The organism is Acetobacterium sp. MES1 (assembly GCF_002237635.1).
In the GTDB taxonomy this organism is placed as follows: domain Bacteria; phylum Bacillota; class Clostridia; order Eubacteriales; family Eubacteriaceae; genus Acetobacterium; species Acetobacterium wieringae.
The window spans coordinates 19375-33611 of the sequence record NZ_MJUY01000011.1; the positions used below are offsets into that span (position 1 = coordinate 19375).

Sequence of the window (14237 nt, forward strand, 5' to 3'; positions counted from 1 at the left end):
GATGACCGCAAACAAAAGCAAATGGGACAAGATCATTATCGGCGCCGGGCTTTACGGTCTTTATGCCGCCAAGCTCTGTGGCGAGCGGGGCGAGCGGGTGCTGGTGCTGGAATGGGAAAAATCCCCCTTTCAGCGGGCCACCTACATCAACCAGGCCCGGGTTCACATGGGCTATCATTATCCCCGGTCTTATGCCACGGCCATCAAATCAGCCCATTATTTCAACCGTTTTATCAAGGATTATGATTTCTGCATTCACAGTGCCTTTGATCAGGTTTACGCCACCAGCGACAGCTTCAGCTGGACCAACCGGGAACAGTTTGTCCAATTCTGTCAGGCCGCCGAGATTCTCTGTGAAGAATTAATGCCCGACAAGTATTTTAAAAAGGGCCTTTGTGACGGCGCCTACCTGACCAAGGAATATACCTATGACGCCGGGATTCTGGGGCAGTTTTTTGTCGATGCGCTGACCGGAATGAAAAATGTTGAAATCAACTATGGCGTCCGACTGCAGCAGATTGATAAGGGGCCAGACAGCTACGTCCTGACGCTGGAAAGCGGTGCCGCTTTAGAAACGGGCTTCCTGCTTAACGCCACCTATGGTTCCACCAATCAGATTCTTAGTCTGGCCGGTTATGAGCCCTTTAAAATTAAGTATGAGCTCTGTGAAATCATTCTCTGTAAACCCCAGGACAAACTCCGGGAGGTCGGCATTACGGTGATGGACGGGCCTTTTTTTTCGGTAATGCCCTTTGGCAAAAGCGGCTATCATTCCCTGACTTCAGTCACCTTTACCCCCCATGTTTCGTCCTTTGACAGCCTGCCGCAGTTTAACTGTCAAACAAAGAGCTGGGGATATTGCAGTCCCGAACAGCTGGGCAATTGCAACGATTGCGTTGCAAAGCCCCAATCCGCCTGGCCCTACATGTCCAATATGGCTGAGAAATATCTAAAGGCCGAGTACGGTTTTAGCTACGAGGGCTCACTCTATTCAATGAAGCCGATCTTAAAGGCTTCCGAGGTGGACGACTCCCGGCCGACGGTGATCCGCAAGGTCAGCGAAAAGCCAACCTTTGTCTCGGTATTATCGGGAAAAATAAACACGGTTTACGATTTGGATGAGGTACTAAAAAATGACTAGACAGCAAGAACAGAAGGTGACCGTTCGGGACAAAGAAAAGAACTTTGTTTCGGCGGTGATCTATATTTATAATGATGAAGAGCGAATCCGGGATTTTCTGGAAAAAATCAATGCGGTTTTAAGTGCCAATTTTGAAAACTACCAGATCATCTGCGTCAATGACGCTTCGGATGACAACAGCCTGGCAGTGATCCGGGAGATTGGCAAAAGCATCAAAGGTACCGTCATCAACGTCGTCAACATGAGCTTTTATCAGGGCGTTGAGCTGGCCATGAATGCCGGGATTGATCTGTCCATCGGTGATTTCGTCTTTGAATTTGATAACATGGTGATGGATTATGATGCCGAGCTGATGATGGATGTCTATTACCACAGCCTGACCGGTTTTGATATCGTCAATGCCGCCCCGAAAAAATGCGGCCGCAAGACCTCGCGACTGTTTTATGCAGTCTTTAACCGGTATTCCCGCAGCCCCCATCCCCTGCGAACCGAAAACTTTCGGGTGTTGTCACGCCGGGCGATTAACCGGGTCCATTCGATGAGCAAGACGATTCCCTACCGTAAGGCGGTTTACGCCAACTGTGGCTTAAAGATTGACACCATCGAGTACGACAATGACCGCTCCTGCACCAAGGGCTACGATAAGGAAACCCGCTATCAGCGCAAAGAAATGGCCGCCGATTCGCTGATTCTGTTTACCAACGTGGCTTACAAGATGACCCTGTTGGCAGCGGTCTTTATGATGGTGGCCACCTTTGGCATCGGCATCTATACTCTAGTCAGCTATGTTACCGAAGACGTGGTGTCCGGCTATACCTCAATGATGCTGGTCATCGTCTTTGGCTTTTTCGGCGTCTTTGTGATTCTGGCGGTGATCATCAAATACCTGTCAATGCTGATGGAGCTGGTTTTCAGCAAACAGAAATATACTATCGAGTCGGTGGAAACGATCAGCGAGTAAGATCAAAAAGCTATTTGTTGTCTCAAGATAACCCAGTACCGATAATTGTTACATCATGTTGTACGCATCGGAGCGGACATGGCATCGCCTGTCCGATTCCGCGGCGAACAACAGATTAACAATTGGTCGGTACGGTAGTTGAGCGATAACCCTAAAGGTTGAGAAGAACGTTGGTTATTGAATTTCGACTTCGGCCTGGGGATCAAAGGGATTGGTTCGGATCGAAAAAGAGTACAAAAACGGATAGGACTTGCGCTGGTGGTTCATATACAGCAGCCATTCCACCAGCAGCAGTTGGTAGGCCCGTTCAATATCGGTCATCAGGTGGCGGTAATCATTGTCATTAAGCGTTAGCAGGTTTTTGCGGCTGGACAGTTCCTGCTCAGCATGAGAAAGTGACATGATCAGGTCGGTAAAGGTTTCATGCTCAACCAGAAACGGGTTTTCCAGCAGTTTTAAAAAAAGCTCCCGGTGCGACGTTAAAAATTCGCTGAGATTCGTAAGGCAGGGCCCGGAAAAACTCAGATGATGGCGAACCCCCTTCAGATTCTTCAGGGCGTTTTTATAATCCCGGTTATCCCACTGCGGTTTGATCAGCAGAAATTCCCGAAAATCTGGGAGGTGTTGATCTTCCCGGGAAAAGAACTGCATCAGTTCGACACCAGCCTCGGAGAAGAAAACACTGAGCACCATGTTGACTTTTTTGAGCCGTTCTTTTTTGTCCTTATCTTCAATGACCTTATGAAAAATTACCGAAACCAGCAAGACTTCAATCGGTAAAAAGGCAATGTCGCCCAGCAGATACAAAAAGATATGATGGGAATCCTTGAAAATCAAAAAATGCGAATAGTAAAGAATGGCGGATAAGGCGATAAAGCCAATGCCGATCAGAATGCCTTTGTAATATTTTTTCATGAATACGCTCCAATTTTAGTATTAGAGATATTATAGCGCAGTTTTTAAAAGATGACCAGAGTGGCAATTTGAAGGGCATGGGTAAATATCAGCAAAAAACCTAAATTTATTTGAGAATGAGAGGCCATTATGAAGTATAGTATGTTTTCCTGGTTTGGCTATTTTATGAAATTTGAAGATCGCATCAAAATCATTGCCGATGCCGGTTTTGAAGAAGCGATGATTTCCTGGGAGGATGAGTTTGAGCCCTGGGCCTTGAAAAAAGAAGAATTCCCGGAGTTGGTTCGAAAAAACGGTTTGGGGATCACCAATATCCATGCCCCTTTTATCGGCTACAGCGACATCTGGACCGCCTCCCGGATGGAGATAAAACCCAAGTTAAAGATGTTCAAAGATTATCTCAAAGATTGCCAGGCTTTTGAAATCCCGGCGATGGTGATGCACACCAATGATCTCGATGAATTTGAGCCGGATCTCGATAAAGGCCTGGCCTTCTTCTCCGAGTTGGCTGATGCGGCCGAAAAATACGATGTTGATCTGGCGGTGGAAAATGTTTCCCGGCAGCATCTGCTTTGTTATCTGCTCGATCAGATTAATGCCCCCCGCTTTGGGATGTGCTATGACAGCTCCCACGATTTTCTGGAAGAACAGAACTGTGGCCGGATTCTAAAAAAGTATAGAGACCGGATTAAGGCCCTGCACCTGTCCGACAATGATTTTAAGGCTGACCGCCACTGGATTCCCGGCGAAGGCAGCATTCCCTTAGATCAGGTAATGGCCGAAATTCTGACCGTGCCAACGATTACGACCATTTCCTATGAGGTGCTGGCCAATGAAGACTGGCGGGAAAAGGAACCGCTTGATTTTGCCCGGGCGGTGCTTGAGAGTCTGGCCATAAATGATGAAAAACCACCGCAAAAATAATCAATTGAAAAGTTGCCGATTCTATGATACACTGCCACTAATATAAATAAAGAAGTGATGAGGAAAGAGGTGGAAGACCTCTACAGCCCCCGCTACTGTAATTGCCAACGAGATTTTTGTGCCACTGTCTTTAAGGATGGGAAGTGAGAATCAAGAATACGCATAAGTCAGGACACTCATAATCATTGATATTCTTCGGTGGGAAGAACAGGATTAAACCGTTTGTTTAGTATCCAGCCTCCACAGGAAGCTGGATTTATTTTTGCAAAAAAATGCAAAAAAATAAAGAAAAAGAAGGACGAAAATGAAAAAGAAAAGCATGCGAAATTGGTTGGTGATTCTTGCTGTGATTGCTTTAATGGTATCCTTTACCGGCTGTCAGCCAGGCAAAACGACAGCGGATGAATCAGGCGTCGAAACAAAAAGCGGCTCGACTACTTACCCGGTCACGGTAACCGATAATGCCGGTAATTCAGTGACCATTGAAAAAGAACCCCAGAAGATCGTCTCATTGTCTCCGGCAACAACCGAAATCCTGTTTGCCCTGGATCAGGGGGACAAGGTCGTCGGACGGACCAAATACTGTGATTACCCCGAAGCCGCTTTAGCCGTGACCGATATTGGTAGTTTTAACGCACCAACCCTGGAAAAAATTATTGAGTTGGCACCGGATATTGTGGTGGCCTCGGATTTTGTCTCCGATGATATCAAACAACAGTTGGAAGCCACTGGCGCCAAGGTAATTACCTTTAATGCTGCCAATATTGACGGCGTCCTGGCCAATATTGTTCAGGCTGGCGAGGTCACCAATGCCAACGACAAAGCGACTGAAATAGTTAAAAAAATGCAAGCTGACCGAGAAGCGTTAATCGAAAAGGCGAAGACTGCCAAAACCCAAAAGTCAGTTTTCTTTGATATCGGAAAATTCTATACCGCTGGTCCCGGGTCCACTTTGGATTCGATGCTGACCGATTTGAACGCCGTCAATATTGCCGCTGATGGAGCAGAACAATGGCCGCAGCTCAGCACCGAAGAAATCATTGCTGATAATCCGGATGTTTATATTTCGCTTTATACCAAACCGGAGGATGTTAAAGCCACCGCTGGTTTTGATAAGATCAATGCGATCATTAATGATCAACTGATCTACTTTGAATACCTGACCCCGGAAAGTGATATGATTCAGCGGCCCGGTCCCCGAATTATTGAGGGGATGGCCTTAATAGCCGAAAGCATTTATCCGGAAATATTTACCAAATAAGTTTGTCTGATGGGGCGAAGGCTGTTCGCCCCCTGGTTTTCTTAAGTAGAGAGACTCAGGGGGTGAACAGACAAAATGATTAGTGGGAGAATACATGAAGAATACCGTCAAGAAATATGGCATCATCCTGTCCATTGCCATGTGCATCATCATCATTTACGTCTGTACCTTATTGGGGGTGGCATCGATTTCTTTTTGGGATGCCAATAAAATTCTATTGGATCAGATTTTTCATATCGATCTGGGGATGGAAAATATCAGTGACGGGGCCATTGCGATTATCTGGAATGTCCGTCTGCCCCGGATTATTTTGGCCTTTATTACCGGTGGCGTGCTGGCTATCTGTGGCGCCGCCTACCAGGGCATTTTTAAAAACCCGATGGCCGACCCCTATATTTTAGGAGTGTCCTCCGGGGCGGCGCTGGGGGCGACGATTGGTATTGTCATGAATTTTTCCAGCAGTTTGTTCGGAATGAATGGTACGGCGATTTTAGCCTTTGTTGGTTCCTTTACCACGATTCTGGTGGTTTATAATATTTCCCGGGTTGGGCGCAAGGTACCGGTGGCGACATTGCTGCTCAGCGGGATTGCCATTGGTCAAACCATCAGTGCGATTATGTATCTACTGATGATTTTTAATCAGGAAGAGATGACCCAGATTATGTTCTGGATCATGGGCAGTTTAAACGGCAAGGGCTGGGATCAGGTTTTAACAGTCCTGCCCTATGTGCTGATTGGCGGGGTGATCATGCTGACTTCAGTGCGGGAGCTCGATATCATGCTCCTGGGCGAGGAAACCGCCACCCAGCTGGGCGTCGATACCGAACGGTTAAAAAAGAAAATTCTGATTACCTCGTCCCTGCTGACGGCGGCGGTGGTTTCGGTAACTGGGATCATCGGCTTTGTGGGACTGGTGGTGCCACATATTGTGCGGTTGGTAACCGGGCCCAAACACCGGGTACTCATTCCATTCTCATTGCTCTTTGGCGGGGCCTTTCTGATTCTTTGCGATACCCTGGCCCGAACGGTGGCCGGGCAGGAAATTCCCGTTGGGATTATCACCGCCGCCTTTGGCGGGCCTTTCTTTGTCTATCTGCTTAGAAAACGCAAGCAAGGAGGTGCCTGAGATGGAACGATTAATGCCAAAAGTCATGCTGGATTTTAAGGATGTGGTCTCCGGCTATGGTGAAAAAGATATTCTTAAGGGCTTTAACGCCACCATCTGCCAGGGTGAGTTTGTCGGCCTGATTGGTCCTAACGGCACCGGGAAGTCAACCCTGTTAAAATGTTTATCCGGTTTGTTGCCGGTGAAATCCGGGGTCATCACCCTGGAAGAAAAGGACAATACCCGCTATAGCCAACGGGAACGGGCCCAGATGATTGCAGTCGTGCCCCAGTCCTTTGATATCGACTATGATTTTACCGTTGAGGATATTGTTCTGATGGGACGAAACCCCTACTTAAGTTATCGGACCAGGGAAAGTCAGAATGACTACCACATTGTGACGGAGGCGATGCGGGCTACCAAGACCCTCCCGTTTAGAAAACGGCTTTACAATAATCTCAGCGGCGGGGAAAAGCAGCGTGTGATTATTGCCCGGGCGATTGCCCAGGAACCGGACATCATTCTGTTGGATGAACCCACCTCCGCCCTCGATATCCACCACCAGATTGAAGTGATGGAGCTGATTCGTGATCTTAATCTGAAAAAATCGATGACAGTGGTGGCCGTGCTGCATGATATTAATCTGGCGGCCCGTTACTGTAACCGCCTGATTTTAATGAAAGACGGCAAGGCGATTGTCGATGGCATCCCCAAAGATGTGATCACCGAGCCTAACCTTAAAAAAGTCTATGAGATGAAAATGTTTATCAAGGAGAACAAGCTGTTTGGAAAACCGGAAATTATTCCCCTGCGGGTGATTAAAGAATCGGAGGACTACCGCAGCTTGCGGATTCATGTGATCTGCGGCGGCAACAGGGCGTCCCAGGTGCTTGAAGAACTCGAAGCCATGGGTCATCAGCTCACCGCCGGGGTGGTCAACCAGGGCAGCGATGACTGGACTATCTGTGATGTACTGGGGATTCCGATGATTGAAGAAAGCCCCTTTACGGCCATCAGCAGTGAAAAACAGGTTAAAAACCTGGCCGTTATGGCTAAGAGCGACCTGATTCTGATTTCTGATCTGCCCTTTGGCCACGGCAACATTACAAATCTAAACGGTCTGGAAAAGCTACCGGGGGAGATATATTTCCACCGCAATTGTCTGAATAATGATTTTACCGAAGGTCAGCTGCAAAAGCGGCTGGAAGCGATCAAAAAGCACAAGACGGTTAATGAAATTGATGATCATCAGGAATTTATTGAAATAGTTAAAGCCTTGACGCTAATTGAAGATAAATAATTTCGTATTAAACGGTTTTTAGCGGTCGATCAGTGAATGCGAATAACGAGATATGTCATTGGAAAAAGGAGACACAATTATGAATTATTTTATGCTGGCCGGAGCCAGCAGTAACGTCGGCAAAACAACCGTCACCATGGGCATCATGGCGGCCTTCAAGAAACGGGGACTGAGGGTAAAGCCCTTCAAAACCGGGCCGGATTACATTGATCCGATGTTTCACCGCTTTGTAACCGGCGAGCCGTCCATTAATCTGGATACCTGGATGTTAGACGAAGAAACGATCCGGGGGTTATTCTCCCGTCGTCTGGCAGAAAACGATCTGGGTATCGTTGAAGGGGTGATGGGTCTTTATGACGGCCATAGTCTGGAATCGGATGTCGGCAGCAGCGCCTATCTGGCTAAAACCATTGATGCGCCGGTGATTCTGATCATCGATGGTCGGGGCATGGCCAAAAGTGCGGCGGCAATGGTTAAAGGCTATGTCGATTTTGATCCCGATACCAAAATTGCCGGGGTCATCATCAACCGGATCTCAACCGAATCCCATTATCTCTTATTAAAAGAAATGATAGAAGCCTATAACGATGTGACCTGTCTGGGGTATTTCCCCAACAATCCCGATATTGTTATGGACAGCCGTCATCTGGGGCTGGTGCCAGTGGAAGAGATTGCTGATTTCCGGGACAAGGTGGATATGGCCGGAGCATTGGCCGAAGCCCATATTGATCTCGATACCTTATGGAAAATCAGCCAGCACGATCAGGAGGTCAGGGCTTATGCCGATCCTTTTGCAGACTACGCCGTTAAATATCAGGGGTTGCGCATTGGTGTGCCCAAAGACCGGGCCTTTAATTTTTACTATGATGACAATTTTATGGCGCTTAAGCATGCCGGGGTGGAAGTGGTCGAATTCAGTCCATTAAATGATGCAAGTCTACCTGAATCACTCGACGGCCTATATATCGGCGGGGGCTTTCCGGAAATCTTCGGCGCCGAGCTGGCAGCCAACACCGCAATGATCGCCGATATCAAAAGTAAGCTGGAAGCAGGACTACCCTGCTATGCCGAGTGCGGCGGGCTGATGTATTTAACCAACTCGATGACCTTAAACAGCGGCGAAACCAATCCAGCAGTGGGCTTTTTCGAGGCCGATGCTCAGATGACCAAACGGCTGCAGCGGTTTGGCTATGTCAATATCGCCGCCTATCTGTGCGGCAAAACCATCGAGATCCGGGGACACGAATTTCATCACAGTCTGGTGAGTACCACCGAAGCCTTGCCGACTGCCTATGTGATCACCAAAAAAGGTAAAACCTGGACTTGCGGCTATCGCCAGAAAAACGTTCTGGCTGGCTATCCTCATATTCATTTTTACAGCAATCCGCTGTTTTTAACCAGTCTCTTAAATGTGGTTCTTGAGCACCAAGCGGGGCAGGCATGAGGCGGGTTACAGTTAAAACCCCGGGCACCTGCGGCGAATACATCCAGGGCTGGTATGATGGCAGCCCCTGTCTGGTATCCAGCCCGATTGACCGTTATTCCCGGATTATTCTTGAAGAAGGTCCGGGGAATATTGAGTGTCTTAAACTCAAAACAAAAAAACTGGTCGAAGCAGTTTTCCGGCACTTTGCAATTCCCCAGCCGGAAATGGAGCATTTGCATGTTACCATGACCAGCGAGATTCCGCTGGAGAAAGGCATGGCCAGCAGTACCGCTGACATTGCCGGCATGGCCGCCGGACTTTCGGCATATTTTAACTTGGGTCTGACCCCCAAAGAGATCGGTGCCCTGTGCACGACCATTGAGCCCTCCGATAATTTGATGTTTGAAGAATTAAATTTGTTTAATCATATCAGTGGCTCGGTGCTAAAGGAATTTGACGGCACCGTGTCGGCGGACATCCTGATTGTTGATTTTCATGGCGGCATTGATACCATGACCTTTAATGAAACCCAGGATGACTATTCACCAGAGGATTTAGAAACCTTTGCCGAAATTGTCGCTCAGTTTGAACAAGGGGTGCGCACCAACAGCCTGAAAGATATCGGCGCGGCTTGTACCAAGAGCGCTATCCTTAACCAGAAGCGGTTAAATAAGAACTATCTGGATTGTCTGATTGGTCTGTCCCGGGATTTTGGCGGATTGGGCACCGTCATCGGCCATAGTGGCACGGTGATTGGGATTATGTATGACAAGGGTGATTTTCAGGAAGAGGATTTCCACAAGGCCTTTAAAAAATTTGTTCCCGATTCGGTTTACGCCGAAATCTATCACAATCGCCTGATCCCCGGCGGAATAAAAATTATCACCGAAACGGTGTAAAAATAGAGCATCGATTGATGCAATAAATAAAAAAATTCATTTACGAAAGCGAGACAAGATGGAATACATTAACAACCCGAGAGAAATTGAAGAGCGTAGTTTTGAGATTATTACTGAAGAGTTGGGAGACAAGGTTTTTCCGGAAGCGATTGCGCCAATGGTCAAACGGATTATTCACACCACCGCCGATTTTGAGTATGCCGATTTATTGGAAATTTTAAATAGCGGCTATGAAAGTGGGATGGAAGCCTTGAAACAGGGCAAAAAAATCTACGCCGACACCCGGATGATTCAGGTCGCCGTCAATAAAAAAGCACTGGCCGATCACGGCATTGAAATTGTCAATTTTGTCCACGACGCCGATGTCGCTGCCGAAGCCAAAGAACGGGGCGTTACCCGCTCAACCGTCAGTATGGAAAAAGCCTTAAAAGATGACAGCGTTGGCATTTTTGCCATCGGCAATGCACCGACTGCGCTCTATACTTTAATTGAACAGGTGAAACGGGGTACTGCCAAACCAGCCTTGATTATTGGTGCCCCCATCGGTTTTGTCGGGGCGGCCGAATCCAAGGAAGCCCTGGATCAAATCGACAGCCCGATCATCCGCATCAACGGCCGCAAAGGCGGCAGCCCGGTGGTGGCGGCCATTCTTAACGCCATGCTCTATCAACTGGGAAGGGAATGGTAAGGATGATGACAGAATCAAAAAAAGGAATTTTTTATGGTATCGGGGTTGGTCCCGGAGATCCGGATCTGCTTACTGTTAAGGCGGCTAAAGTTCTGGATGCCTGTGATGCAGTGATTACGCCGGTAAAAAAAATGGGCAGCACCAGTGTTGCCTTTGAAATAGTTAAAAGCCACATTTCCGATCTTTCCAAGGTTGTAGAAATGAATTTCCCAATGATTTCCCTGTCTCAAGAACGGGAAGCTCTTGAAAAACAGTGGCAGGAGAATGCCGACGAAATAGAGGTACTCCTTAACCAGGGCAAAGATGTCGCTTTTATTACCCTGGGTGACCCGATGGTTTTCAGCACCTATTCTTATGTGATGGAATACTTGTTAAAACGGGATATTGAAGTGATCACCCTGTCCGGGGTGCCATCATTTTGTAATCTGGGGGCCCAACTGAACATTCCCCTGACCCAGGGCGAAGAATCACTGGGGATTGTGGCCATGACCCAGCCGGTGGAAGAAATCCGGGCGATCCTGGATGCCCACCAGAACATTGTGGTGATGAAAATTTCTGCCAACAATGCCTGGATGGCAGCGGAGCTGGAAGCCCGGGGGCTGGAGAAAAGTTTTGTGCTGGTGTCCAACATTGGCATGGAAACCCAGCAGGTGATCCGGGATATTGAGGTGTTAAAGGGTAAGATTCCTTACTTATCGACCTTATTAATCAAGAAGAATTATCCCCTTCAGTAAGGGAGGGTTTTGATGTTTAATAAAACCGTCGAAAAAAATGGCAAAATAATGCGTTATGGTTATACCACCGGTTCCTGTGCGACGGCGGCCACCAAAGCCGCCCTGCTGATGTTTTTAAATCAGCAGAAATGGGATACGGTAAAAATCAATACGCCCAAAGGCTGGCCCCTGGATCTGGTGCTTCATGATCAGACTTTTTCCGAGTACGAAGCGTCCTGTTCGGTAGTCAAAGACGCTGGGGATGATCCGGATGTGACCAATGGCATTAAGATTTTTGCAAAGGTCACCCCATCTGATCAGGATGGGATCAGCTTTGCTGCCGGCATTGGCGTCGGTATCGTGACCTCGGTGGGACTCAGCATCCCCCCAGGTCAACCGGCCATTAATCCCACCCCCAGAGAGATGATCGCCCAGGAAATTCGTGCGGTTCTGGATTCTGATGCCATCAAGCATCGGCCCGATTTACCCAAAGGCTGGCAGGTGGAGCTGTCGATTCCCCAGGGAGTTGAGCTGGCCAAGCGCACCTTTAATCCCAAGCTGGGGATTGAAGGCGGACTGTCAATTATCGGCACCACCGGCATTGTGGAACCGATGAGTGAAGAGGCCTGGAAAGCTTCATTGAAATTGGAACTCTCGGTGCTTCATGCCAAGGGCTTTAATGAAATCATCTTTGTGCCCGGCAATTATGGCAAAGACTTCTCGGAGGAACTGGGGCTTAATGAAGATGTGCTGGTTAAGACCAGCAATTTTATCGGCTTTATGCTGGATGAGGCCGAGCGGATGGGTTTTGATAAAATTCTTTTAATTGGGCATCTGGGTAAGCTTGTCAAGGTAGCGGGCGGAATATTTAATACCCATAGCAGCGTGGCTGATGGCCGGATGGAGATTCTGACCGCCCATGCCGGTATCCTGGGTGCATCCCGGGATACCATGGCAAAAATCATGGCCGCCAAAACCACCGACGAAGCCACCGATATAATCCTGGCCGAAAATCTGCCGGACTATTTTAATCAGCTGGCCGAAGTGGTAAAGAAGAAAGTCACTGATCGGGTTTATGGCACTATTGATATCGAAGTGGTGCTGTTTTCCAAGATCCATGGCTTTTTAGGACAAAGCAAAGACGCAGAAGAGTTGAGGAAACGATTATGTACCCATTAAAAATTATTGGATTGGGACCGGGGCATCCGGATTATATCTTACCGATCGCCTTAAAAGAAATTGCCGCAGCGGAAGTGATTCTCTGTGGCACCCGCCACGCCGAAAGTTTTGATGCCAGTGGCAAGGAGATGCTTTTTATCGGCAAGGGAACCCCTCTCAGTGAGCTGATGGAAAAGGTTGCTAAGGGCTATCAGACCCGCAAAACCGCCCTGGTAGTTTCCGGGGACTGCGGTTTTTATAGTCTGCTGACCTATGCAAAAAAATTGGTGCCGGAAAAGGACATTGTCTGTATTCCTGGGATCAGCTCACTGCAGTATTTTTTTGCCAAACTGGCTATTAGCTGGGAGGATGCGAGGCTTTTGAGCTTGCACGGTCGGGATCAGGATTTGGCGGCGGCGCTGGCAGAAAACAAAAAGCTGGGTATTCTTACCGACAAAAATAATAATACGGCCTTTATTGCCGGAATCCTGCAGACAGCCGGTTGCGAGAACAGTATTCTTTATGTCGGCGAAGAGCTGTCCTATCCTAATGAGAAGATCACCCGCTTAACGATGGCAGAAGCCCTGAGTTATCAGGAGGAAGGACTGGCAGTCGTGGTGGTGATCAATGAGTAAGATAGCAGGATACAAGGACGAGGCCTATATTCGCGGCAAGGCCCCAATGACCAAACGGGAAATCCGTATTTTAACCATTTCGCTACTGGGAATTGAATCGGGTGACGTGGTGGTGGATATCGGCGCCGGTACCGGCGGTCTGACCATGGAAGCGGCCTATGCTGCAGAAAATGGCAAGGTCTATGCCGTGGAAGCCAAAGAGAAAGCACTGGAGCTGGTGCAAAAAAACAAAGACCATTTTAATGCCGATAACGTGGTGATTATTCCCGGTAAGGCGCCTGAGGCGCTGGCTGAAATCAAAGAGCCGGTAGACCGAGTCATCATCGGCGGTTCCGGTGGGAATATGGAAAGCCTTTTTCAGTGGTGCAAAGCCAATACCCGCCCCGGCGGCCGGGTCATTGCCAACTTTGTGACCCTGGAGAACGCCGCCCAGGCCACCACGTTGATGAATCAGTATTTTGACAATGTCGAACTGATTCAGGTCGGTATCAGCCGGGGCGAAGGCATCGGTGGTTTAACGATGTTAAAGGCCGCCAATCCAATTTTTATTATCACCGGCGATGTGAAGTAAACAACCGTTTCGGTATTTACGAAACTCAATAAAACGAACAATGGTTGCGTCCAAGCAGTTTTCACAAACAATTTTGTAACGTGTAGGCGAACAGGCGATAGCCTGTACGCCGTACAGTGTAGAAATTGTTTCGTGCAAAACTGATTGGTAAGCTTGCGACACTTTCGGAATTGCAGCAAAACTGCTATTGACAAGAAGACGTTCTTAGTGTAAAATGAATTCAATTAAATAGTGAACTTGTCCTATATTCAAGGGAAAAAGGTGTAAATCCTTTGCTGTAATCGCAGCTGTAAAACATGATGACCGTCTCATAGCCACTGTTAAGAAATTAGCGGGAAGGGAGATGGAAAGTTGATTGTTAAGCCAGAAGACCTGTTTGTAGTGATTTCTTAACAACCTCCGATTTAGAGGACTTTAAGAGCATTATATTTAGATTTGTAAGTATGATTCTTTTATCCTTCTCCGTTGGAGAAGGATTTTTTTTCGTCTTGCCGTCGGTGACGATCGCAAGCGAACCGGGAAGTGTGTGATTTCCGGCAG

General features: G+C 47.9%; 14 protein-coding genes and 2 riboswitches. Of the genes, 13 read left to right on the forward strand and 1 reads right to left on the reverse strand.

The features are described 5' to 3' along the window. Nucleotide 1 precedes the first annotated feature (1 nt). Together BI182_RS03385 and BI182_RS03390 are read left to right on the forward strand one after the other, a co-directional pair. The gene (locus tag BI182_RS03385; protein ID WP_286805541.1) at nucleotides 2-1141 is read left to right on the forward strand and encodes an NAD(P)/FAD-dependent oxidoreductase; all 1140 of its coding nucleotides are present in this window, start codon (nucleotides 2-4) and stop codon (nucleotides 1139-1141) included. After that, nucleotides 1134-2102, forward strand: coding sequence for a glycosyltransferase (locus tag BI182_RS03390; RefSeq protein ID WP_070369577.1), 969 nt, complete (start codon nucleotides 1134-1136; stop codon nucleotides 2100-2102). Before BI182_RS03385 ends, BI182_RS03390 begins: the two co-directional genes overlap by 8 nt. A 174-nt stretch (nucleotides 2103-2276) precedes the next feature. Here the strand turns inward: BI182_RS03390 and BI182_RS03395 are convergent, their stop codons facing one another. Then, nucleotides 2277-3017, reverse strand: coding sequence for an MJ1433 family protein (locus tag BI182_RS03395; RefSeq protein ID WP_286805544.1), 741 nt, complete (start codon nucleotides 3015-3017; stop codon nucleotides 2277-2279). Between the two features lie 129 nt (nucleotides 3018-3146). Between BI182_RS03395 and BI182_RS03400 the strand changes: the two genes are divergently transcribed. The 11 genes from BI182_RS03400 to cbiT all read left to right on the forward strand — a co-directional run bounded on the left by BI182_RS03400 (nucleotide 3147) and on the right by cbiT (nucleotide 13697). After that, entirely contained in the window at nucleotides 3147-3941 is a 795-nt protein-coding gene (locus BI182_RS03400; RefSeq protein ID WP_286805546.1) for a sugar phosphate isomerase/epimerase family protein, read from the forward strand. Between the two features lie 5 nt (nucleotides 3942-3946). Continuing rightward, nucleotides 3947-4139, forward strand: a riboswitch (cobalamin riboswitch). Between the two features lie 106 nt (nucleotides 4140-4245). Beyond that, the gene (locus tag BI182_RS03405; RefSeq protein ID WP_228879300.1) at nucleotides 4246-5202 is read left to right on the forward strand and encodes an ABC transporter substrate-binding protein; all 957 of its coding nucleotides are present in this window, start codon (nucleotides 4246-4248) and stop codon (nucleotides 5200-5202) included. Between the two features lie 94 nt (nucleotides 5203-5296). Then, nucleotides 5297-6328, forward strand: a complete 1032-nt coding sequence (locus tag BI182_RS03410; RefSeq protein ID WP_286805548.1) for a FecCD family ABC transporter permease — start codon at nucleotides 5297-5299, stop codon at nucleotides 6326-6328. A gap of 1 nt (nucleotide 6329) precedes the next feature. Further along, nucleotides 6330-7607: a heme ABC transporter ATP-binding protein gene (locus BI182_RS03415; RefSeq protein WP_286805550.1), complete on the forward strand. Its 1278-nt coding sequence runs from the start codon at nucleotides 6330-6332 to the stop codon at nucleotides 7605-7607. Between the two features lie 79 nt (nucleotides 7608-7686). Next, nucleotides 7687-9051 carry a cobyrinic acid a,c-diamide synthase CobB gene (locus BI182_RS03420; RefSeq protein ID WP_286805552.1) on the forward strand — a complete coding sequence of 455 codons (1365 nt, stop codon included), beginning with the start codon at nucleotides 7687-7689 and terminating at the stop codon, nucleotides 9049-9051. Next, nucleotides 9048-9932 (forward strand): GHMP family kinase ATP-binding protein, encoded by an 885-nt coding sequence (locus BI182_RS03425; RefSeq protein ID WP_228879280.1) that lies wholly within the window; start codon nucleotides 9048-9050, stop codon nucleotides 9930-9932. Before BI182_RS03420 ends, BI182_RS03425 begins: the two co-directional genes overlap by 4 nt. Before the next feature lie 58 nt (nucleotides 9933-9990). Further along, a complete protein-coding gene (locus BI182_RS03430) occupies nucleotides 9991-10620 on the forward strand; it encodes a precorrin-8X methylmutase (protein ID WP_286805554.1) in 630 nt (209 codons plus the stop codon). 2 nt (nucleotides 10621-10622) lie between these two features. After that, a complete protein-coding gene (cobI, locus tag BI182_RS03435) occupies nucleotides 10623-11354 on the forward strand; it encodes a precorrin-2 C(20)-methyltransferase (RefSeq protein WP_286805556.1) in 732 nt (243 codons plus the stop codon). A gap of 12 nt (nucleotides 11355-11366) precedes the next feature. Further along, nucleotides 11367-12512, forward strand: coding sequence for a cobalt-precorrin-5B (C(1))-methyltransferase CbiD (gene cbiD / locus BI182_RS03440; RefSeq protein ID WP_286805558.1), 1146 nt, complete (start codon nucleotides 11367-11369; stop codon nucleotides 12510-12512). Further along, nucleotides 12500-13126, forward strand: a complete 627-nt coding sequence (cbiE, locus tag BI182_RS03445; protein WP_286805560.1) for a precorrin-6y C5,15-methyltransferase (decarboxylating) subunit CbiE — start codon at nucleotides 12500-12502, stop codon at nucleotides 13124-13126. The genes cbiD and cbiE overlap by 13 nt, the downstream gene beginning before the upstream one ends. Next, nucleotides 13119-13697, forward strand: coding sequence for a precorrin-6Y C5,15-methyltransferase (decarboxylating) subunit CbiT (gene cbiT, locus BI182_RS03450; protein ID WP_148637939.1), 579 nt, complete (start codon nucleotides 13119-13121; stop codon nucleotides 13695-13697). Before cbiE ends, cbiT begins: the two co-directional genes overlap by 8 nt. A 209-nt stretch (nucleotides 13698-13906) precedes the next feature. Further along, nucleotides 13907-14091, forward strand: a riboswitch (cobalamin riboswitch). The last annotated feature ends 146 nt before the right edge of the window (nucleotides 14092-14237 follow it).

Excerpts from the sequence above, each read along its gene's own strand:
- BI182_RS03385 (WP_286805541.1), top strand. The coding sequence starts at position 2 with ATGACCGCAAACAAAAGCAAATGGGACAAGATCATTATCGGCGCCGGG.
- BI182_RS03390 (WP_070369577.1), top strand. The coding sequence starts at position 1,134 with ATGACTAGACAGCAAGAACAGAAGGTGACCGTTCGGGACAAAGAAAAG.
- BI182_RS03395 (WP_286805544.1), bottom strand. The coding sequence starts at position 3,017 with ATGAAAAAATATTACAAAGGCATTCTGATCGGCATTGGCTTTATCGCC.
- BI182_RS03400 (WP_286805546.1), top strand. The coding sequence starts at position 3,147 with ATGAAGTATAGTATGTTTTCCTGGTTTGGCTATTTTATGAAATTTGAA.
- BI182_RS03405 (WP_228879300.1), top strand. The coding sequence starts at position 4,246 with ATGAAAAAGAAAAGCATGCGAAATTGGTTGGTGATTCTTGCTGTGATT.
- BI182_RS03410 (WP_286805548.1), top strand. The coding sequence starts at position 5,297 with ATGAAGAATACCGTCAAGAAATATGGCATCATCCTGTCCATTGCCATG.
- BI182_RS03415 (WP_286805550.1), top strand. The coding sequence starts at position 6,330 with ATGGAACGATTAATGCCAAAAGTCATGCTGGATTTTAAGGATGTGGTC.
- BI182_RS03420 (WP_286805552.1), top strand. The coding sequence starts at position 7,687 with ATGAATTATTTTATGCTGGCCGGAGCCAGCAGTAACGTCGGCAAAACA.
- BI182_RS03425 (WP_228879280.1), top strand. The coding sequence starts at position 9,048 with ATGAGGCGGGTTACAGTTAAAACCCCGGGCACCTGCGGCGAATACATC.
- BI182_RS03430 (WP_286805554.1), top strand. The coding sequence starts at position 9,991 with ATGGAATACATTAACAACCCGAGAGAAATTGAAGAGCGTAGTTTTGAG.
- cobI (WP_286805556.1), top strand. The coding sequence starts at position 10,623 with ATGATGACAGAATCAAAAAAAGGAATTTTTTATGGTATCGGGGTTGGT.
- cbiD (WP_286805558.1), top strand. The coding sequence starts at position 11,367 with ATGTTTAATAAAACCGTCGAAAAAAATGGCAAAATAATGCGTTATGGT.
- cbiE (WP_286805560.1), top strand. The coding sequence starts at position 12,500 with ATGTACCCATTAAAAATTATTGGATTGGGACCGGGGCATCCGGATTAT.
- cbiT (WP_148637939.1), top strand. The coding sequence starts at position 13,119 with ATGAGTAAGATAGCAGGATACAAGGACGAGGCCTATATTCGCGGCAAG.